Genomic DNA, 20,082 nt, shown 5'->3' with positions numbered 1-20,082 from the left:
CTATTAGTTTCATTACTGATTCTAACTTTATTATATATTAATGTCAACGTCATTTGATGGAGTAAAAAACAAATTAATTTTTCATGGTATATAAATAATAATTATTGACATAAATAGTTTTTACATTTTTGTAGTAAAATATATTCAAAGGTTTTTCAAGTAACATTTTAAGCTTGTCTAATATAAATCCTGATAATTTTACAGTTACGTATGCCAGAACCATGCCTCCAATAATATCCAGCACCCAGTGGATTTCCAGATATAGAGTTGAATATATTACACTCAGGCAGAAAAAACCATATACAACTTTGAATATTCTGCTATTTTCTTTGAGAACAAGCAGAAACATGGCGAAACATATGGATGTGTGCATGGATGGAAAACAATTGAGAGTAATACCCGCGGCAGCATGAGGGGTTAAATGTCTGTTAAGTCCATCGGGTTGTCCGAGTACATACCACACTTCCTGCAGGTGGAAAACAAGATAAAATGGTGTTATTAAAAATACTTGTAAAATATGTGCAGATAATGCGTAGCGAATCATTTTGCCAAAATCCTTAATCAGGGCGGATCTATATATTGCCAGCATCACAGGCAGTACAAAGCCATTGTTGTATACCATCCTGAAGAACCAGGTTAAGGTTTCTGATTTATATATCCTTGTAAAACTTCCATCATTAAAAGGTATACTTCTGAAAATAGGATTTAAATTTACTATTATACTTTTTCTCATTTGCCATCTCAGCATTTTTCCCCAAAATTGATATCCATGTTTATTTATAAAAAATACGAACATAAAAAAAATAAAGCAAGATATCAAAAAAGGAATTAATTTAATATCCTGTCTGATGTCTTTATAAGCAGTGAAGCATATCAATACAAACATACATACATATATTTTACTGGTTAAACTGATAGATGGGTACGAGATCAGATGTAAAGCCTTATGTAAAAAAAACAAACCTATGAATACAAAATAATACTTGCTTAATATTTCTACAAATTTCGTCAGTATATATTTTGCAGTACCCAATATTTCCTTATTGATAAATTTTTCCATAATATATAACCTCCCTAATACAAAATAAATTATAGCATGAGTAAAACAGCAAGTACACTAAATATTTAGTATACTTGCTGTCTTTTAAATGCATAGGGAATCAGTAGAAGATTGTAGAATTATATATGCTTTTTTCTAATTACCAGTGTATCCAGCATGAATACAAAAGTGCATATTAAAAGCAGAATATTTATAAATAATCCTCCTGCCTTTAGCATTAATGCCGTTAAAAAAAATACGAGCATAAGGCTGCAGAGCCATTTGAGAAATACCATAATTTCCTCCTTTTGAATCTAATTGTTTTATATGGATAAATTTTACCTCAGGGTTTAGGAACTGTTTTCTCATGAAATAGTATTTCCCTTATGAGTGAAAGTTATTAATAGAAAAATGTATCCATACATTTTGAACTTTTAAAAAATCAAAATATAATAGTACTTAATTTATATTGAGGAAAGAGGATTGACTATAATGGAGCAAAAGAAGTTAAGTATTAGTAGTTTAAAAGTTAGGGATATGGTTCAAGTGGCCCTTATGGCTGCAGTAACCTATATTGCTACCTCAGTGATCAATGTACCAACTGGAGCTGTGTTTAAAGGAGTTGTGCACCTTGGAGACAGTATGGTACTTTTAGCCGCTGTATTATTGGGAAGGAAAAAAGGTTTCTTATCAGCTGCAATAGGAATGAGTTTGTTTGATATTCTTTCACCATATGCTATCTGGGCACCTTTTACATTTTGTATAAAGGGCATTATGGCATGGATTGCAGCTTCCATTGCCTATAGGGGAGAATATAATGGAGAGAAGCTTTGGAACAATGTGCTGGCATTTATTATGGCTTGCATTTGGATGATAGCTGCATATTATACAGCTGGAGTTCTGCTGATGCATTATGTGAGCAATATAAATTTCTATCAGGCGTTTGTTTTATCAGCAGCAGAAATCCCTGGAAATATTGCACAGAGTATTGCTGGAATTATCATAGCACTTCCTCTGGCAAAAATTCTGAAAAAAGTTAATGCAGTAAAATGACGGCATCAAACAATTCTCATGATAATAAGTAAAAGAGAGGAAATCCTCTCTTTATTTTTATCTTCTCGCTCTATTCTTTTCAGCTTTTCTCTTTCTTCTACATTCAGGGCATCTTACGGGGTCATTTTCAAATCCCTTTTCCTTGTAAAACTCTTGTTCACCTTCAGTAAATATGAATTCCTTTCCACAGTCCTTGCATACAATTGTCTTATCTGCCATTTAAATAAACCTCCTCAACCAGGACTAATTTTATTCTTGATAATCTACCTCCTAGGTTAAGGAGAATATAGTACCTTGAAAAAATTTGACCTATATAATTAGAGCAAAACTCTAAAGTAATTATACCATATTCTAATAAAAAAGCAATGTTTTAGAAAATATTGCCCTTCTCCATTCGTTGATATAACTCAAGTACAGTACAGATATAAGTGAGTGTATTTGGAATTTTAACAAGAGTAATATATAATAGAATACAAAAGCATATGTTGAAATTGAGGTTGTTTTTATGAATATAAAAAAATTTCTTAGTTTGTTAAAAAGATCAGAAGGACCTAAATTGGATTTCAAGCAGTGCATAAACGTGGAAAATGACAGTGGAAGAAAGGAACTGGCCAAAGATATATGTGCCATAGCTAATTCTAGAGGGGGAAGGGGATATCTTATAATAGGAATTGAGGATAAGACCAAGAGGATAGTCGGTATCAGTGAAGTAAACTTCAGCGAGGAAAAAATACAGCAGATAGTGAGTTCAAGGATTGATCCTCCAATACCGGTTTCACTTGAAATTTTGCAGTATAATGGCAGGGATGTGGCGGTTATAAGTATATATGACAGTCCTCAAAAACCTTATCAGATGAGAGATAATGGATCTTTTTATATAAGGAGAGGTTCGACTAATGATACCATGCGCAAACAGGAAATAATCTCCGCACTTCAGGAAAATCTAGGTATAAATGTGGAATTGTGTCCAATACCGCATAGTGATTTGAATTGTATAGATGATGGCATAGTGAACAGATATTTTTTATCCCAGGGGATAGAAATTAACCACGAGAATAGGTTGGAACTTATGGAAAATGCTTCAATAATCTATATGGACAAAAATTCCGGAAAATATATGGCCACTTTAGGTGGACTGCTCATCTTTTCTAAAATCAATAATATATGTATCCCACATAATATGATAAAAATAGTAAATAATATTAATAGAAATTCAAAACCCATGGTCATAATTCAAGGAGATCTTATTTCCATGATGGATGAGGCAGAACACATAATAAGGAAGATCATAAATGTCAAATCATATCCTGTAAAAGCTGTGGATGAGGGAATAAGAGAAGCGGTGGTATACAGGGATTATTCTGATTTTTCTAGAGGTATTGAGGTTGTATTGGGCTATAATAGTATAGTTATCACCAGTCCGGGCATTTTGATAAATAGAAAAAATACGGATTTTTATAATTATGCCAATAGAAATATGTGGATATACGAAAAGATAATAGCTTTGGATACAAAGGAAAGATCAATTAGTATTTCATCAGGTTTTAATAGAATAAGAAAAGAATTCAAAAACAAGGGGAAGGTCAAATTTATAAACTCCATAAAAAATTTCAATTTTAAGGTAATATATCCAGGTATCAAAAATTTTAAATGATGATATGTCAGTTGTTATGTAAATATATAATATTTTTAATACAAATAGTGTGCATAGCTATTGAAAAAATATTCTGAACATTATATAATTTACTTATAAGGATGGCACCTAAATATTAAATTAAGGGGTGATAAAGATGATTCATGTATTCTGCAGCAAGAGAGGTTCGGGAAAAACTAAGGAGTTTATTAACTTGGCCAACGAGAAAGCGGATATAGGAAGGGGGCATGTTGTTTATGTAGATGATGACAAGCGACCGTTATGTCATCTGAACAGGAAAATAAGGTTTGTAGTTACCAGTGATTTTAATTTAAAAAAAATGGAAACATTTTATGGCTTTTTATGCGGTGTACTTTCAGAGGACTATGATATTGATACAATTTTTATTGATGGATTGTTTAATATCATAGATGGAGATCCTGAAGATATGTCGCATTTGTTTTATGATATTGAGAAATTGTCAGCGGAATATAGAGTTAACTTTTATATAAGTATAAATGAGGAAGAGAAAAAAATACCTGAATTTATTATGAAGTATGTAGCATAATTCTCTGTATTATTGGGTTGAAAAAAATTTGATATTTTATATAATTAAGGCTGGAAACCTTTCCAGCCTTAATATTTTATTCAAGTAAAAGATAATAATAACTCTGTTTTAGGGTATAATTATGATTATGAAATCAATACAATGGAGCATTATGGACATGACATTGAAAAAAATTATTTTTAAATATATACTATAACTTATAGTAGCTGTACTGATTATTTGAAAGGTAGGGATTTTGATTGACTAATGTTTATGACATATTATTAGAGCGTGGTTACATAAAACAAACTACTCATGAAGAAGAGATAAGGGAGTTATTGGGTAAGAAAAAGGTAACTTTTTATATAGGTTTTGATCCAACGGCAGACAGTCTTCATGTGGGGCATTTTCTGCAGATGATGGTTATGAGTTATATGCAGAAAGCTGGTCACAGGCCCATAGCACTGCTTGGCGGAGGCACAGGTATGGTGGGTGATCCAACCGGTAAAACCGATATGAGAAAAATGCTTACTCCTGAACGAATACAACATAATGTGGACTGCTTTAAAAAACAATTTTCAAGGCTTATAGATTTGAAGGATGGAAAGGCAATTATAGAGAATAACGCCAATTGGCTGTTGAATTTGAATTATGTCAATTTTTTGAGAGAGGTAGGAGTCCATTTTTCTGTAAATAAAATGCTTACAGCAGAATGCTTTAAGCAGAGACTTGAGAAGGGACTGTCTTTTCTCGAGTTCAATTATATGTTGATGCAGGCTTATGATTTTCTGGAATTAAACAGAAAATATAACTGTGTGCTTCAATTTGGCGGAGATGATCAGTGGTCAAATATAATTGCAGGAGTGGATTTGATCAGAAGAAAAGAGCATAAGCCTGCTTATGGAATGACATTTACCCTTTTGACCAAAAGTGACGGTAAGAAAATGGGAAAAACTGAAGGGGGAGCATTGTGGCTGGACAAAGAAAAGACGTCACCTTATGATTTCTATCAGTACTGGAGAAATGTGGATGATGCTGATGTAGAAAAATGTTTGGCACTTTTGACTTTCCTTCCGATGGATGAAGTGAGAAGACTTGGATCACTTCCAGGGGAAAAGATAAATGAAGCCAAGAAGATACTGGCTTATGAAGTTACTAAAATTGTTCATGGTGAGAAGGAAGCTGAAAAAGCTAAAAAAGCTGCCGAGGCATTGTTTGTTGGGGGACAGCAGGATATGAACAATGTACCTACTGTTGAAATTCATAAGGATTCACTGGGATCTTTCATAGTTGATCTTTTGGTTGATGTGGATATACTACCTTCCAAAAGTGAAGTCAGGAGACTTATAAAGCAAAATGGATTAACTGTAAATGATAAAAAAGTTACAGATCCTAATTATGTTGTCACAGAAGATGACTTTAAAGATGGATATATGCTGGTTCGAAGGGGCAAGAAAAATTATAATAGAATTGCACTAAAGTAAATAGAATATAATTTATCCAGGGCAGAACATTGCTTACCTCAGTTTACAAATCTATAGATATCTGGGAATGGCTGTCCCTGGATAAGCCTTGATCAGATTAATATTATTTTAAATATTATGTTTCCACATTATTATGGCATCCTCTTTGTTATCTGCATAGTATGCTTTTCTTATGCCTTCCTGGACAAATCCATATTTTTTATAAAGATTTTGAGCAATTAGGTTGGATTTTCTAACTTCTAAGGTCATGCTGGTTATGAATTCAATTTTACATATTTCTATAAGTGTTTCCAGAAGCAAACTTCCTGCACCTATACCTCTATATTCAGGATGAATTGCTATATTTGTTATATGACCTTCATCTAATATGCACCAGATGCCTGCGTAGCCTATTACTATGTTGAATTTTTTGGCAACTACATATTTGGCAATGGTGTTATCCTCAATTTCTTTTTCAAGGGATTCTCTCGACCAGGGTGTAGGAAAACTCAGATTGTTTATTGCAACAACACTGTCAATGTGTTCCGCTTTTAAAGGGCATATTTCTATATCAATCATTTTTTAAAAGACTCCAGTTTCTTTTCATATTCCCTTTCTGCCTGAGATTTTCTTAAATAGAAGGGAGCAAATGTATAAAGATCGTCTTTTAAACCGGAATTTAAAAGCTTTAATCCCAATTCACCCAATGAAGAGGCCCTTATCACATTTAAATGTACAGGTGCAAAATGCACATCCTCTATTCTTGATGTCAGTTTTTCTTTGAATTTTGGTACCGCATCTCCCAGAAAATATACAGGCTTATTTTGACGATTTAATAGTTCAATTAGATCGTTTATGGAAATAATCATGTATTTGCTTATAATATTTAAATTATCGTTGTCAAAATTATATAATGCAGTATATACATTTCCCCTTAAGGCATCCAAAATGGGACATATAATTCCGGAAGTACAGTACAAATTATAAGCTAGAGCGTCTAGAGATGATACTCCTATGAAAGGCTTTCCCGTACCCTGGCTTAACCCTTTGATTACAGCAGCTCCAATTCTAAGTCCGGTAAATGAACCAGGACCTTTGGAAACAACGAATCCATCCAGAGAATTTATGTCTATATTTAAATCTTTCAAAAGTCTGTCTATTATAGGCATTAAAACCGTGGAATGTTGCTTCTTATAATTGAAGGTAATTTCACCAAATAATTTGTATTCATCTAATACAGCACATGTTGCGGATTCAGTAGCGGAATCCAGACTCAAAATTTTCATATTTCTATTTTAGCTCCTTTATATAATTATATCTGTTACCTTTATATTCTATTGTTATTTTCCTGAAATCGCCACCTTTTTCTGGTATTTTGTAAATACTCACCCATATACATTCTTCTGGTATCAGTTCCTTTATATAATCAGCCCATTCTATAATACTCACGGCATCACTGAAGATATATTCATCGAAGCCTATGGCTGATATTTCATCAATATCGTTTACCCTGTATACATCAAAGTGAAAAAGTTTTAATCTGCCCTCATATTCATTTACTATTGTAAAAGTAGGGCTTGTTATGGGTTCATCTATTTTAAGACCTGCTGCTATGCCTTTGGTAAAATAGGTTTTACCGGTACCCAGCTCACCTCTGAGACAGATTATATCACCGGGATTCAGCAGATTGCCAAGTTTTTTGCCCAATTCTACAGTATCTTTCACGCTGCTTAAAATATATTCCAATTGTTTCATCTCCAATATATTTTATCTGAATTCCCTGAAAGGGAGGAAGAAAATCACTTTATGGTTCTTTATCATCGTTGGAGGCAGCTGTATATTCCCCGGAATGATTTGGGAAGTTATATACAACCTCTTTTAAATAGCTCAGTGCTTTACCGCATATAAAATTATCTGCTACCATATTGTCCATTATAGAAAAGGTTTTTTCAATATACAAGCCTTTTCTATAAGGTCTGTCTTCTGTAAGTGCCTGGTATATGTCACATACTGCCATAATTCTGGATTCTTCAGATAGATCATCTGCTTTTAAACCACGGGGATACCCTTTGCCGTTTAATTTTTCATGATGATTTGATGCCCATTCACTTATATTGGGTATGTCTTCTATTCTGTCCAAAATTATTTTAGTATAGTATACATGAGATTTTATTATATTGTATTCCTCATCTGTAAGGGAATCATTTTTATCCAGTATGTAGAGAGGAATGGCCAATTTTCCTATATCGTGAAGCAGTCCTGCAATTTTCATCTCACGGCATTTTTCCTCAGGATAACCAACGTGCTTTGAAACTATATAGGCCAGGTTTGCTATGCCCTTAGAATGAGTTGCGGTAAATGTGCTTTTATTATCTATTATATTTGCAAATATCATGGATATATCCTCAAATTCATCTATGTCCATAAACATGTCCAAAGTCGGATGCATTTTATCCAATATGAAATTGGCAAATGATATATTTTGGAGATTGAGCCAGAATATATCGTGTGATGCACTTTTCATGAAGGCATTTACAATTGTTTCGGAAAAAATCGTGTTGCAATTACTTTTAATCCATTTTATAATATTACCCTTTTGTTGAAAATTAGACAAGTTTTCGTTATATAATATTTCTATTAGATCAGAAATCCTTATTATCTGACTTTCTATGGGAATTTTATCTTTGAATAATTTCATGGGCCCGCTGCCGTTAAAATTTTCATGGTGATATAGTATTATATTGGATAGCTCCTTGAATATGGGAAAATATTTTATTATTCTAGCTCCAATTTTACAATGCTCTTTTATAAAAATATTTGTAGAATGACTTTGATAAAGAAAGTTTGCTGCACCTATATCGTGCAGTAATGCAGATATGTAAATTCTATCTTTGCATTTTTGATCCAGATTTAAATGATTTGCAATTTCCAGTGCTATATACGTAGTTCTTTGGGAATGGTGCATAAATTTATGATCGGAGTAATTTACATTGGTTATATTTTCAATAATAGGCTCATTCCCTGGAAAGTTATTGTAATTTGAACTTATCTGAGCTAGATCGAGAGCTATTGCCATAGACCTTATTGTTTTATCAATACTGACTTTCATGGTTAAACCTCCATTTACTGGTATATAGTTGTATACATATAATTCTATCACAATAAAATAAGCTAATAAACATATTGATGTTAAACATATGAAAAGTAATTTGCAATGTTAGATCACTTTATGTAAAATGTATTTGTTGTTATTTAATTTTATATTGACAATTCTATGATACATTTTGGTTTTAAAATGCAGGGAAAAGGGTGAAAAACTTGAAAAGATTATTGAGCCTAGTCATACTTTTTTTTATAATATTTACTACTGCGTGCAGTAATAAGAACTATGACAATACCAATGAAGATGTTAATAAGTTAGCTGCTAGAAAAGACAAGGAACTGGATATAGTAACTACCGATAAACTTTTATACAATATGGTAAGATCTATAACTAAAGATAGACACGTAGTAGAATATATGTTTAATAATAGAACAAGTGAAATGAATTTTAAATTTACAGAAGATAGTGTAAACAATATATCCAAAAAAGATCTGTTTTTTTATGTGGGTGCAGGTTTTGAGCCGTGGATAGATAGCTTTGTGGATAAATTAAATAAGAGCAGGGTTGGGGTGACCAATGTCTCAAGGGGAGTTCAGTTTCTGAACTATAACAGTTTAGTCAAATATAATGACACAATTTTAAAATATAATCCATATTACTTTACCAATATAGATAACTACAGAATAATGCTTATGAATATAAAAAATGCACTTCAGGATAAAGATCCTGAAAATAGGGACATTTATGAAAAAAATTTTTCCGATACTTTGAAAAGCCTTGACAGTTATAAGAAAAATCTAAAATCCGTGGATGATCAGCTCAGCGATTATAATTTTATTGTAGCTGAAGACGAACTCAGTTATTTTATAAAGTACAATAATTTGAACGCCCTGGAGATAAACCCGGGAGAAAGCGGCAGTATAATGCCGACGGATCCGATTGCCAGACAGAATTTAGATAAGAGGTTAAAAAACAGCAATACCATATTTTTGTATAATGATGAGACGGTGTTGAAGAATAATGCAGAGGTATTGAAAAATTATAATATAAAGGCCGTAAAGATAGAAATTTACAACGGGGATCTTACCTATGAGGAAACTCTCAAATACAATATTAAAAATTTGGAAAATATTTATAAGAGATAAAAAACTTGCAATTTTCTATTGTATATTATATAATAAATAACGTCTTAGGGGTATAGCTCAATTGGTAGAGTAGCGGTCTCCAAAACCGTTGGTTGAGGGTTCGAAGCCTTCTACCCCTGCCATTTAAAAAATGAAAGCCGCACAAAAAACGTACAAGACATAAAAAATGAGAGAGTTAGTTTAATACTGGCTCTTTTTTCGTATAAAAAAAAGATATACTTTTAATAGAAACCAGTATATGATAGTAAGAAAATGTGAAAATTATTATAAAATGTAAAATTGTTTATTATGTAAGGTTAACTTGATATACAAGAGATATAATGATATAGTTTTAATGTAAGGTTAACATTACAGGAGTGATAATTTATGAAAAATCGATTAAAGGAATTCAGAGAGAAATTTGGATTAACTCAACAGCAGCTAGGAGAAATTATAGGTGTATCACGGCAGGCCATTAATTCTATAGAGACAGAAAAATATGAACCTTCCATATGGCTAGCTTATGATATCTCCAAAGTCTTTCATAAGTCTATAGAGGATATTTTTCTTTTTGAAGAAAGTGAAAGAAAATCTAGAGCACAGCAAAGTAGAGGTGTAGTTTAAATGGCATTAAGGCAAATTAGATTTTCTGATGATGAAATATTAAGGAAAAAATGTAGAAAAGTCGAAAAGATAGATTATAGAATAAGACAAATTTTAAATGATATGGCAGATACCCTGTATAATACAGAAAATGGTGGAGGATTAGCAGCTCCACAAGTAGGTATATTAAAGAGATTGGTTGTGATAGATATGGGGCAGGGGCTTATAAAATTAATCAATCCAGAGATAATTAAGCAGGAAGGAGAGCAAGAAGTTATAGAGGGATGTTTAAGTATTCCTAATGTAGTGGGAAAATTAAAGAGACCTGAAAAAGTAACAGTACAAGCGTTAAACGAAAATGGAGATAAAATTATATTAAAAGGTACAGGAGATTTGGCAAAATGTTTCTGCCATGAAATAGATCATTTAGAAGGTATACTTTTTACGGATTTAGTTACTGAATATATCAAATAATTTTATTGTATTTAACAATAAATTATATTCTGGTAAATGAGGTTATCTAAACTGTGGAAAGTGAATAAATTTTATTTGTATAATCTTTATATTTTATAATATACTATTAGTAATAAGAAGGGTAGATTATGAATTAGTCTGCTTTATAAAATTTATTTGGCTAAATAATAGATAGTCTGAGCAAAGGCCTATCTATTATTTTTTTTAGAATTATTTATGTTTACTTTGGTATCGAATGGTATTTTATCAGGTTTCAAAGTTATTTTATTTTCGATGAATCACTTTATATAATATCAATATCATACAAGAAGTATTAATTTAGTTATGATATATTTAAAAACGTGTAGAAAAAAGGAGTATTGTAAAATGTCAAAGGAAACTAGAACAGTTTATCTAGATAAAGAATTGAATATAGAAACTTATAATTTTAGAGGAATTAAACAGAAGTTTCCAAACCATTTTCATAGATATTATGTTATTGGATTCATTAAAAGTGGAAAGCGGCATTTATCCTGTAAAAATAAAAAATATGATATTAAAAGTGGAGATTTAATATTGTTTAATCCTTATGATAATCATACTTGTGAACAGGTGGATAAGAAAACGCTTGATTATAGGTGTCTAAATATTAAGCCTTATGTAATGAAAAAGATTGTACTTGAAATTACTGGTAAAAAGTATATGCCTTATTTTATAGAACCTGTAATATTTAATAATGATATTGGTCTGTTGTTACAGAAATTATATTTTATGATTACAGAAGGTGAAAAAAGCTTTAAAAAGGAAGAAATTTTTTTGCTTATAATTGAGCAATTGATAACTGAATATGCTAAAACAGTGCCTGTAATTGCTAATCAGGGTACAAATACAAAAATCAAAATAGTATGTGAATTTCTCGAAAAAAATTATATGTACAATATTACGTTAGATAATTTAAGTGATTTAGCAGGTGTTGGCAAATACAGTTTGATACGCTCTTTTACCAAACAAAAAGGTATATCTCCGTATAGTTACCTAGAGAGTATTCGCATAGACAAAGCTAAAAAATTTCTGGAAAGAGGAGATAATCCAATAGAGGTTGCATTGAAAACTGGTTTTACAGACCAAAGTCATTTTACTAAATTTTTTAAAAAGTTTATTGGTTTAACTCCGAAGCAATATATGAATATTTTTATAAATAAATTTTCAGATAAGGAGAATATAAATGGATAAAGAAGAAAATATAAAATGTGTTATGGTAATCAACGAAGATCTCCCGTTAGGAGTAATTGCAAATACATCTGCAATATTAGGTATTACTTTAGGAAAGCATATTCCTGAAGTAGTCGGTAAAGATGCTATTGATGCTTCTGGTAAAAGACATCTGGGGATTATTACAATACCGGTACCAATTTTAAAAGGCAATAAACACACTATTAGAAATTTAAGAGAAGACCTATATACTGATGATTTTAACGATGTCATTGCAGTTGACTTTTCTGATATTGCGCAAAGTTGTAATGTTTATAGCGAATATCTGCAAAAAGTATCAGCTGTTTTGGAAAAACAACATACATATTTCGGAATTGCTATTTTCGGTAAAAAGAAAAAAGTTAATAAGCTAACAGGGAGTATGCCTTTATTAAGATAATTGTAATAGTTAAATACAATAATATAGATACCTCTTCTCCAGTAAATCGGCACTTATTTTGTATATTGTTTACAAATAGTGACAGTAAATTATAATAGATAATGCATATAATGTAAGTGTCCTAGGGAAATAAATCCTTAGCGAAAAAAATGAGTATTACTCCTTGGATAATTAAATTTAAATTGTTTTAGAAACAGGCACTCTTCATTCAGAGTGTCTGTTTTGCATGGAAAGTGTGATATAGATAATGCTATTATAATAACAGCAGTTACTAGTTATGAAAAGTGCCTGAAAAGATGGTTGAGCTTACCGGAAAAGTTAAAGGAGAAAAAGTGAGAGGAGAATATTTAAGTGGGAAATTTGACGATTGATAATATAGAAGTTGAAGTTCAAAAAAAGAACATAAAAAATTTATACTTGTCAGTATTGCCGCCAAATGGAAGAGTGAGGGTTTCGGCGCCGGTTAATATGGATGATGAAGCTGTAAAAGTGTTTATTGCTGCAAAAATATCCTGGATAAGAAAACATCAGGATAAATACAAAAATAGGCCTGTGCAGTGTGAAAATAAATATGTTTCGGGTGAAACTATTCTCCTCTGGGGGAAGCCATACTACTTGGAAGTTGTTTACTCCAATGCTCGTAATAATATAAAAATTGACGGCAGCAGGCTGATACTTCAGGTACGTGGGATAAGTACAGTAGAGCAGCGTGCAGATGTTGTCAATAAGTGGTATCGTGCAAATATTAAAAGAGAAATACCAAAGCTTTTGGAAAAGTGGCAGAAAACTATGGGTGTTGCTGTTCTTGAGTGGAGGGTTAAAAATATGAAAACACGCTGGGGAACTTGCAATATAAAGGATAAGCGTATATGGCTCAATCTTCAGCTTGCTAAAAAGCACCCAGTGTGTTTAGAATATGTAGTTGTCCATGAATTGGTTCATCTACTGGAGAGAAATCACAATAAGATCTTTAAAAGCTATATGGATAAATTTCTACCTAACTGGAGAGTAATAAAAAAAGAATTAAATTTTTAGCAATTGTGCCATATTTTCTCCCAGTACTGCCTTGGCAATGGATTGAGATTCAGCAACCTTCAATATGGTTTCCTTGGATAATTGAAGGTCACCGAAGGGCCTGTCTACTCCAAAAATACATTTCTCAGGTAATTCGTTGATAACAGTTTCTAAAACAAATGTGGAGTAATATGCAGAGGTATCAAGAAATAAGTTGGAAGTTTCTTTTACGATATCCATTGTTTCAAGCCAGTTAATTCCGCCTAAATGTCCCAGAATAACAGGAGTAAAAGGATATTTGCTGGCCAAATTGGATATTTCTTTAATATCCTGCAGCGTAAGAGGGAAAAAAGCATGTACCCAAATTGGAATATTACCAAATTCATTTGATGATTTAAAAATATTTTCTAAAAGATAAATTTGTCCACTCCCTAAAGTGAACTCGCCCATTCCAGCTAAATGATTTTTTTGAATATTATCAGCAATGTATTGTCTTGTAGTGGTTAAATCCAATCCTGGAGGGACAGCACCAAAACCGATGTAGCGGTTGGGATATAGATTAATAGCTTTTACCAGTTCTTCAATTGATTTCTTGCGAATTTCTGTCATGTTTCCTTTTTTACCGGCCAATAAATCATTGAGATAATGCATTGAAGCTTTTACTTCCTGTGCATTTTTATCCAATTCAGGATGAAATGATGTGGAAAACAATACTGTTTTATCTACTCCTGCACGATCCATGGTTTTTATATGTTCTTCAATAGGCAAAGTAAGATGTGAATGTCCATCAATAATCATAAGTACTCTTTCCTTCCTTTTAAAAAATTTGATTATCTCCATTATAGACAATATAAATATAAATAATAGTATGCACTTTTTTGTGTTATACTATCATAAAGGAGAGTAATGACATGTCGGAAAAGCTTTGCTATATAGGAAATAAAGAACCCTTTGAATATACTCTGTCTGTTATAAGTGGAAAGTGGAAATTGAAAATAATTTATCTTCTTGCGTGTATGGGAACTGTAAGATATGGTGTTCTGAAAAGAAACATTGATGGAATTACGCATAAAATGTTGAGTTCACAGTTAAAAGAACTGCAAGGTAAAAATGTTATATTGAGAAGACAATATATGCAGATTCCTCCCAAGGTGGAATATTTTCTCAGTGAAAAGGGGAAAAGCCTCATTCCCATTGTAAAAGCTATGTGTGAATGGGGAAAAAATCACAGTACTTAATTTGTATTCTTCAAAGAATATTGAAATTTAACCGATAAAGACTTCAGGGTGTAGAAAAGTGTTTAAACCATGAGGAGGGGAATAAAATGGGAATTGCCATAGTGACGGGTGCTTCAAGTGGACTGGGCAAAGAGTTTGTTTATCAAATTGCTTCTAAAGAGAAGAATATTAGTGAAATTTGGGTTATTGCCAGACGGGAGGAACGTCTTAAAGAATTGGCTGACAGTATTCATATTCCAGTTCAGGTTTTGCCTATTGACCTTATTAAGAGAGAAAATATAGATTATTTTATGCAGTATTTGAAAACCCGAAACCCGCAGGTAAATGTACTGGTAAATGCAGCTGGATTTGGAAGAATTGGGAGCTATAAGGATATAAATCTTCTGGACAGTGACAATATGATAGATTTGAATTGTCGTGCTGCTGTCGATATGACTGTAGCGGTACTGCCATATATGAAAAGGAAAAGCCGCATTCTCGAGATCTGTTCAACATCTGCTTTTCAGCCTTTTCAATATCTGAATGTATATGCGGCCACCAAGGCGTTTCTTTACAGGTACAGCAGGGCTCTCAGAATAGAATTACTGCCAAGAGGTATCCATGTAACGGCAGTATGTCCCTATTGGATTAGGGATACTGAATTTATTTCCAAGGCAAAACATAGTAAGGATGGCAAAGAAATAAAAAATTTCATATTTGCAAGTAAAGTAAAGAATGTGGTGAGTATGGCACTTGCTGACAGCAGGATAGGACTTCCCGTATCCACACCGGGGCCTATATGTTTTGTCCATAGGATAGTAGCTAAATTCATTCCCCATGAAATCATGATGTGGTTGTGGGAATTGATAAGAAGATTGTAGATAATGCTTGAAGATAAATAACAGGCTTTATTGTAGCCTGTTATTTAATAGATCAAAAGATATCAAAAATATTACTCAATCCACTGTATTAAATCCTGAAGTGCTGGCCTGGTTTTAGGTCTTGGTTCTTTTTTCCTGTATCCAAAAGCTACCATACAGGAAACGCCAAATTTTGTCCTATCCAATAGGCTCTCTTCAGATAAAATTTCTTCCACATTGTCTCTGTTGAAGCCTTCTATAGGACAGGAATCTATTCCTATAAGTGCGGCAGCTGTCATCATGTTTCCCAGAGCTATATAAGTCTGTTTGCATCCCCAGTCGAACATTGCCCTGTCACTTTCCAGCAATTTAAAATCATTTTTTTGAAAATTTTCGTATCCCTTTTTCCTTTCATCAATTACATTTTGAGGAAGCTTTTGAACATCTTCCATAATGTGTGATATATATTTGGAGTTGTATATTAAATCCGGTGTTTTTCTAGATAGTATTACTATAAAATGACTTGCATCAGGAAGCTTAAGTTTCGCACCCCAGCTTACAGGTGATATTTTCTGCCTTATTTCACTGTTTTGAAGTATCAAGAATTTCCATGGTATAAATCCGAAAGAACTGGGTGATAATTTGCCGACTTCAAGTATATAGTTGAAGTCATCATCTGAAATTTTTTTTGTACCATCAAATTCTTTGCAGGCATGTCTGAATCTATATGCTGATAGTACCTGTTCTTTTATATATTTTTTATCCATAATCATCATCCTCTTTACATAAATTAATGATCAGTATGTTTACATTAAATGCATTCTATATATTTATTATACCTTATATTGATAGTAGTAAAATAAAATTTTGAATATTAAAAAAATATGAGTATGGAAAATTAAATAATTGAAAGTTCAACTATATTATGATATTATAAATATAGTTGAACTTTCAATTATATTTGTAGGAGGTGAAAAAAATAACAAGTTTAGATGATTATATATTGAGAGAAATAGGGGCTTTATCCCGTTGTATTAATTTTATGAGTGATGTGAAATTTAAGGAAATAAAACTGCAGAAGGGTCAGTTCATGTTTCTCACCAGAATATGTGAGAATCCCGGAGTTAATCAGGTGGAACTGTCAAATCTTCTAAAAGTGGATAAAACAACCACAACAAAAGCTATACAAAAACTTATGGAAGCTGATTATATAAATAGAAAGAGGGATGATTCTGACAAGAGGATGTGGAGACTCTATCCAAGTGAAAAAGCACAGAAGATATACCCATTTATTATTGGCGAAGAAAATAAATATATACAGATCTGTTTCTGTGACTTTGATGAAAGAGAAAAAAAATCGGCTTATGAATCAGTAAAAAAGATGAGAGAAAATATTGAGGGTGTCTGGAAAAAAACAAAAAATTTTTAGGAGTGATTATCATATGGTAAGAAAGGCCAGTATGGAAGATATAGTAAATATAATGAAAATTATAAATCGGACCATTGAGGAGATGCACAGCTACAACAACGATCAGTGGGATGAGAATTATCCAAGAAAAGAGGATTTTATCAATGATATTGAAAAAAAGAATTTATTTGTATTAGAAAGAGAAGAAAAGTTAGGTGGTTTTGTATGTATTAACAAAGTAGAGCCGGTTGAATATGAAAGGTTAAATTGGACATTAGATGAAGACGCGGCAATTATCCATAGAATGGCGGTGAATCCTGATTATAGAAGAATTGGGATTGGTACTGAATTGCTGAAATTTGCTGCTGAATTTGCATTGAAAAACAATATCAGATATTTAAAAACTGATACATATTCAGTAAATACAAAAATGAATTCATTATTTAAAAAATGTGGTTACAGTTTTATTGGAGAGATAAATTTTTTAAGGAAAGATAAACCATTTAACTGTTATGAAAAAATATTACAGATATCAGAAAGGGAAAAAAATGAAAAATGTAGTGAGAGTAAGAAATGTGAAGCTGGGAGAAGGAATTCCCAAAGTTGCAGTACCTTTTGTGGGATCTGAGGATGAGGATATCAAGAAGGAAATATCATATCTAAAGACAATTAACTTTGATTTGGCAGAATGGAGGATTGATTATTACGAGTATGTGGAGAATATGGAAAAGGTACAAAAAATTCTTGTACAAATTAGAAATATTTTAGGCGATATTCCATTGATATTTACATTTAGAACTGCTAAAGAAGGTGGAAAAAAAGAGATTACGACAGAGTACTATGAAAAACTTGAAAGAACAGTTGCAGCTACTGGAAACATTGATATTGTCGATATTGAACTTTCTACTGGAAATGATGAATTTATAAGAGAAATGGTAGATGAACTGCATCGATATGGAGTAAAAGTTATTATTTCCAGTCATGATTTCCAAAAGACACCTGAAAAAGATGAGCTGGTATCTAAAATGTGTAAAATGCAGGAGCTGGGAGCTGATTTACCTAAAATAGCAGTAATGCCCTCCGATGCTCAGGATGTTCTCAATTTATTAACTGCTACTGAGGAAATGACATATTATCATTATAAAACTCCAGTTATTACCATATCTATGGGAGCATTAGGCATTATAAGCAGAATAGCAGGCGAGACTTTTGGATCGGCAGTTACTTTTGGATCAGCCAGGACTGCATCTGCTCCGGGACAATTAAAAGCAGATGAATTATATAAATTACTTAGATTTATCAGATGACTACCTGCTCTTTACTCCCACTTCTCCAAGTTGGAGTAAAGAGCAGCTACATCCCTGGATAACGGTTTCTAAGCATCAGGTGGAGTCAAAACTCCATCTGATGCTTAGAACTTTGTTTATTGCTTGTAGGTGAAAATCCTGAGCAGATTATCTTCAATTGTAGATGTGCAAAAAAATAATTTTTTGGAAATTCAAGATTGCAGGAATAATGACAGGGTAATTATTAATATAAATAATATATGTTCAATTGAACTATGCGGATACAGAAAATATGTAGTTGTGTTGGAAGAATAATATTATATATAGTTAATAGAGAAGCATATAGATATTTGAAATTTGATTAATATGCTTCTCTATTGATAATAGAGAATTCCACCTTTAAAATTTTTAAATGATAATTTTCAAGTATATTATAGTGCATATATTAAAAATTGAAAATTAAATATACTGTTTGAACTAATCACAATGGCCGCTTCCATCATCTTCTTCAGGATCTGGTACATAGTCTGTGCTGCAGTCTGGGAATAGTGGAGTCAAATTTTGATCTGGGTAGAACTTTGGCACAGGTGCCTTGTTGAATTTATCACATACATTTTCTTCAGGTTCGGGTTCACAAGGAGCTTTAGGAACTGGACAATAATCATAAGCAGGTATGAGCAGTTGCACTACAAGTTCACATTTTACAATGATATAATATCCCAAAGTAATATCTAGAACTTTACAATTTTTTTCATCCTCATGTAATACAGCCTGAAGTACGTCTGCTACCATTTCAAGCTTTATAATGTTGTCATCATCATTTTTTGAGTCATTGGAAGCTTTATTACTGCCAGATGCTTTGGATAATGAATCCGGACAGTAAAACTTGCCGATCACATCTTGTCTGTTTATCTCAAATAGTTCGCTTCTGTTTACTGCATTACAGTCAATATAATCTGCATAAAATGAAATGGTGTAACAAATAATTAATTTTTTAAAGCCGTCCTCGCAGGAAAGAGGTATTTTTTCTATTGATGTCAATGTAATTTTAAAATCTCTGCAACCAATGTATATTTTTGGGTCTTCTAGTGGATTGCTTCTTAGTTCATAATCTGTTGTAGTTGTATCAGGTCCTTCACTGTAAGAAATACATCTTTTAATCAAGCATTGATCAAAAACTTTAGGAACTTCTACACAAACTAATTCTGAAGGATCCGGTAAATGCCCTTGCTTATTTACAAGACCTGGACGGGGCACAAATTTATTGAAATTTATGGACATAGATTTTCCTCCTTTAAATATTATAATTCAACTGTCTGCGGTATACCGTAGGCATTGGTTTACTTAATTTTTAACCTTTAGGCTTTTATATTTTTCTCCACTTTGAGAAAGTGATTGATATTACACAAAATACATAACTCATAGGGAGGAAAAACATATTTTGGTTTGACAAAATGGAGCAATTAAATATTTTTACAGATAATTTATAAAGCCTCTGTTTTTTACTTCGAAATTTTCGTGCTTTTTATTGATATAAAAATTGTATAATTTATATGGGAAAAGTTATATCGTCTTACATTATATATTATGTTTTAGCGTCATAGTTGTGATATCCAAATATGATATAT

Annotated in this window: 25 protein-coding genes and 1 tRNA gene; 16 read left to right on the top strand and 10 right to left on the bottom strand. The window is 32.1% G+C overall.

The window, feature by feature from the left end; all coding sequences use genetic code 11:
• Nucleotides 1-73: 73 nt before the first annotated feature.
• Both CLLU_RS08180 and CLLU_RS18740 read right to left on the bottom strand, forming a co-directional pair.
• On the bottom strand, nucleotides 74-1,060 hold the full coding sequence (locus CLLU_RS08180; RefSeq protein WP_106009252.1) for a phosphatase PAP2 family protein: 987 nt from the start codon (nucleotides 1,058-1,060) through the stop codon (nucleotides 74-76).
• 119 nt (nucleotides 1,061-1,179) lie between these two features.
• Nucleotides 1,180-1,335: a hypothetical protein gene (locus CLLU_RS18740; protein WP_158255910.1), complete on the bottom strand. Its 156-nt coding sequence runs from the start codon at nucleotides 1,333-1,335 to the stop codon at nucleotides 1,180-1,182.
• 196 nt (nucleotides 1,336-1,531) lie between these two features.
• On the opposite strand from CLLU_RS18740, the gene CLLU_RS08175 reads away from it, so the two are divergent.
• A complete protein-coding gene (locus CLLU_RS08175; RefSeq protein WP_106009251.1) occupies nucleotides 1,532-2,092 on the top strand; it encodes an ECF transporter S component in 561 nt (186 codons plus the stop codon).
• 57 nt (nucleotides 2,093-2,149) lie between these two features.
• Here CLLU_RS08175 and CLLU_RS08170 read toward each other — a convergent pair whose 3' ends face one another.
• Nucleotides 2,150-2,311 (bottom strand): zinc-ribbon domain-containing protein, encoded by a 162-nt coding sequence (locus CLLU_RS08170; RefSeq protein WP_106009250.1) that lies wholly within the window; start codon nucleotides 2,309-2,311, stop codon nucleotides 2,150-2,152.
• A gap of 286 nt (nucleotides 2,312-2,597) precedes the next feature.
• Between CLLU_RS08170 and CLLU_RS08165 the strand changes: the two genes are divergently transcribed.
• From CLLU_RS08165 to tyrS, 3 genes are all read left to right on the top strand, one after another.
• Complete coding sequence (locus CLLU_RS08165; protein WP_106009249.1) at nucleotides 2,598-3,746, top strand: AlbA family DNA-binding domain-containing protein; 1,149 nt, start codon at nucleotides 2,598-2,600, stop codon at nucleotides 3,744-3,746.
• A 136-nt stretch (nucleotides 3,747-3,882) separates the two neighbouring features.
• Nucleotides 3,883-4,293, top strand: coding sequence for a hypothetical protein (locus CLLU_RS08160; RefSeq protein ID WP_106009248.1), 411 nt, complete (start codon nucleotides 3,883-3,885; stop codon nucleotides 4,291-4,293).
• Nucleotides 4,294-4,532: 239 nt separating this feature from the next.
• Nucleotides 4,533-5,756, top strand: a complete 1,224-nt coding sequence (gene tyrS, locus CLLU_RS08155; protein ID WP_106009247.1) for a tyrosine--tRNA ligase — start codon at nucleotides 4,533-4,535, stop codon at nucleotides 5,754-5,756.
• 108 nt (nucleotides 5,757-5,864) lie between these two features.
• Here tyrS and rimI read toward each other — a convergent pair whose 3' ends face one another.
• From rimI to CLLU_RS08135, 4 genes are read right to left on the bottom strand one after another with little or no spacing between them, the layout of a single operon-like run.
• Nucleotides 5,865-6,314 (bottom strand): ribosomal protein S18-alanine N-acetyltransferase, encoded by a 450-nt coding sequence (gene rimI, locus CLLU_RS08150; RefSeq protein ID WP_106009246.1) that lies wholly within the window; start codon nucleotides 6,312-6,314, stop codon nucleotides 5,865-5,867.
• Nucleotides 6,311-7,021: a tRNA (adenosine(37)-N6)-threonylcarbamoyltransferase complex dimerization subunit type 1 TsaB gene (gene tsaB / locus CLLU_RS08145; protein ID WP_106009245.1), complete on the bottom strand. Its 711-nt coding sequence runs from the start codon at nucleotides 7,019-7,021 to the stop codon at nucleotides 6,311-6,313. The genes rimI and tsaB overlap by 4 nt, the downstream gene beginning before the upstream one ends.
• Nucleotides 7,022-7,025: 4 nt before the next feature.
• Nucleotides 7,026-7,490 (bottom strand): tRNA (adenosine(37)-N6)-threonylcarbamoyltransferase complex ATPase subunit type 1 TsaE, encoded by a 465-nt coding sequence (gene tsaE, locus CLLU_RS08140; RefSeq protein WP_420536054.1) that lies wholly within the window; start codon nucleotides 7,488-7,490, stop codon nucleotides 7,026-7,028.
• Between the two features lie 49 nt (nucleotides 7,491-7,539).
• Complete coding sequence (locus tag CLLU_RS08135) at nucleotides 7,540-8,844, bottom strand: HD-GYP domain-containing protein (protein WP_106009243.1); 1,305 nt, start codon at nucleotides 8,842-8,844, stop codon at nucleotides 7,540-7,542.
• 200 nt (nucleotides 8,845-9,044) lie between these two features.
• Between CLLU_RS08135 and CLLU_RS08130 the strand changes: the two genes are divergently transcribed.
• From CLLU_RS08130 to CLLU_RS08100, 7 genes are all read left to right on the top strand, one after another.
• Entirely contained in the window at nucleotides 9,045-9,983 is a 939-nt protein-coding gene (locus tag CLLU_RS08130) for a metal ABC transporter substrate-binding protein (protein WP_242977522.1), read from the top strand.
• A 46-nt stretch (nucleotides 9,984-10,029) separates the two neighbouring features.
• Nucleotides 10,030-10,105, top strand: a tRNA-Trp gene (locus tag CLLU_RS08125).
• Nucleotides 10,106-10,349: 244 nt separating this feature from the next.
• The gene (locus CLLU_RS08120) at nucleotides 10,350-10,586 is read left to right on the top strand and encodes a helix-turn-helix transcriptional regulator (RefSeq protein WP_106009242.1); all 237 of its coding nucleotides are present in this window, start codon (nucleotides 10,350-10,352) and stop codon (nucleotides 10,584-10,586) included.
• Complete coding sequence (gene def, locus CLLU_RS08115) at nucleotides 10,587-11,039, top strand: peptide deformylase (RefSeq protein WP_106009241.1); 453 nt, start codon at nucleotides 10,587-10,589, stop codon at nucleotides 11,037-11,039.
• Between the two features lie 366 nt (nucleotides 11,040-11,405).
• Nucleotides 11,406-12,251, top strand: coding sequence for a helix-turn-helix domain-containing protein (locus tag CLLU_RS08110; RefSeq protein WP_106009240.1), 846 nt, complete (start codon nucleotides 11,406-11,408; stop codon nucleotides 12,249-12,251).
• Nucleotides 12,244-12,669: a DUF2000 domain-containing protein gene (locus CLLU_RS08105; RefSeq protein ID WP_106009239.1), complete on the top strand. Its 426-nt coding sequence runs from the start codon at nucleotides 12,244-12,246 to the stop codon at nucleotides 12,667-12,669. Before CLLU_RS08110 ends, CLLU_RS08105 begins: the two co-directional genes overlap by 8 nt.
• Before the next feature lie 351 nt (nucleotides 12,670-13,020).
• On the top strand, nucleotides 13,021-13,704 hold the full coding sequence (locus CLLU_RS08100; protein WP_106009238.1) for a M48 family metallopeptidase: 684 nt from the start codon (nucleotides 13,021-13,023) through the stop codon (nucleotides 13,702-13,704).
• Here CLLU_RS08100 and CLLU_RS08095 read toward each other — a convergent pair.
• Entirely contained in the window at nucleotides 13,693-14,481 is a 789-nt protein-coding gene (locus CLLU_RS08095; RefSeq protein ID WP_106009237.1) for an amidohydrolase family protein, read from the bottom strand. The genes CLLU_RS08100 and CLLU_RS08095 overlap by 12 nt on opposite strands.
• A gap of 113 nt (nucleotides 14,482-14,594) precedes the next feature.
• Here CLLU_RS08095 and CLLU_RS08090 point away from each other — a divergent pair, with 113 nt between their 5' ends.
• Complete coding sequence (locus CLLU_RS08090) at nucleotides 14,595-14,921, top strand: winged helix-turn-helix transcriptional regulator (protein ID WP_106009236.1); 327 nt, start codon at nucleotides 14,595-14,597, stop codon at nucleotides 14,919-14,921.
• Nucleotides 14,922-15,007: 86 nt separating this feature from the next.
• On the top strand, nucleotides 15,008-15,781 hold the full coding sequence (locus CLLU_RS08085) for an SDR family NAD(P)-dependent oxidoreductase (protein ID WP_106009235.1): 774 nt from the start codon (nucleotides 15,008-15,010) through the stop codon (nucleotides 15,779-15,781).
• Nucleotides 15,782-15,852: 71 nt separating this feature from the next.
• On the opposite strand, the gene CLLU_RS08080 is transcribed toward CLLU_RS08085, so the two are convergent.
• Complete coding sequence (locus CLLU_RS08080) at nucleotides 15,853-16,527, bottom strand: NAD(P)H-dependent oxidoreductase (protein WP_106009234.1); 675 nt, start codon at nucleotides 16,525-16,527, stop codon at nucleotides 15,853-15,855.
• Nucleotides 16,528-16,730: 203 nt separating this feature from the next.
• Between CLLU_RS08080 and CLLU_RS08075 the strand changes: the two genes are divergently transcribed.
• From CLLU_RS08075 to aroD, 3 genes are read left to right on the top strand one after another with little or no spacing between them, the layout of a single operon-like run.
• Nucleotides 16,731-17,189, top strand: a complete 459-nt coding sequence (locus CLLU_RS08075; RefSeq protein ID WP_337955477.1) for a MarR family winged helix-turn-helix transcriptional regulator — start codon at nucleotides 16,731-16,733, stop codon at nucleotides 17,187-17,189.
• A 31-nt stretch (nucleotides 17,190-17,220) separates the two neighbouring features.
• Nucleotides 17,221-17,796 carry a GNAT family N-acetyltransferase gene (locus CLLU_RS08070; protein ID WP_337955832.1) on the top strand — a complete coding sequence of 192 codons (576 nt, stop codon included), beginning with the start codon at nucleotides 17,221-17,223 and terminating at the stop codon, nucleotides 17,794-17,796.
• The gene (gene aroD, locus CLLU_RS08065) at nucleotides 17,717-18,475 is read left to right on the top strand and encodes a type I 3-dehydroquinate dehydratase (RefSeq protein ID WP_106009232.1); all 759 of its coding nucleotides are present in this window, start codon (nucleotides 17,717-17,719) and stop codon (nucleotides 18,473-18,475) included. The genes CLLU_RS08070 and aroD overlap by 80 nt, the downstream gene beginning before the upstream one ends.
• A 456-nt stretch (nucleotides 18,476-18,931) precedes the next feature.
• Here the strand turns inward: aroD and CLLU_RS08060 are convergent, their stop codons facing one another.
• The gene (locus CLLU_RS08060) at nucleotides 18,932-19,735 is read right to left on the bottom strand and encodes a hypothetical protein (RefSeq protein ID WP_106009231.1); all 804 of its coding nucleotides are present in this window, start codon (nucleotides 19,733-19,735) and stop codon (nucleotides 18,932-18,934) included.
• Nucleotides 19,736-20,082 lie beyond the last annotated feature (347 nt).

The organism is Clostridium luticellarii, assembly GCF_002995845.1.
GTDB lineage: Bacteria > Bacillota > Clostridia > Clostridiales > Clostridiaceae > Clostridium_B > Clostridium_B luticellarii.
Note: the sequence above shows the minus strand (reverse complement) of the source record. Positions and strands in the feature narration are given on the sequence as shown.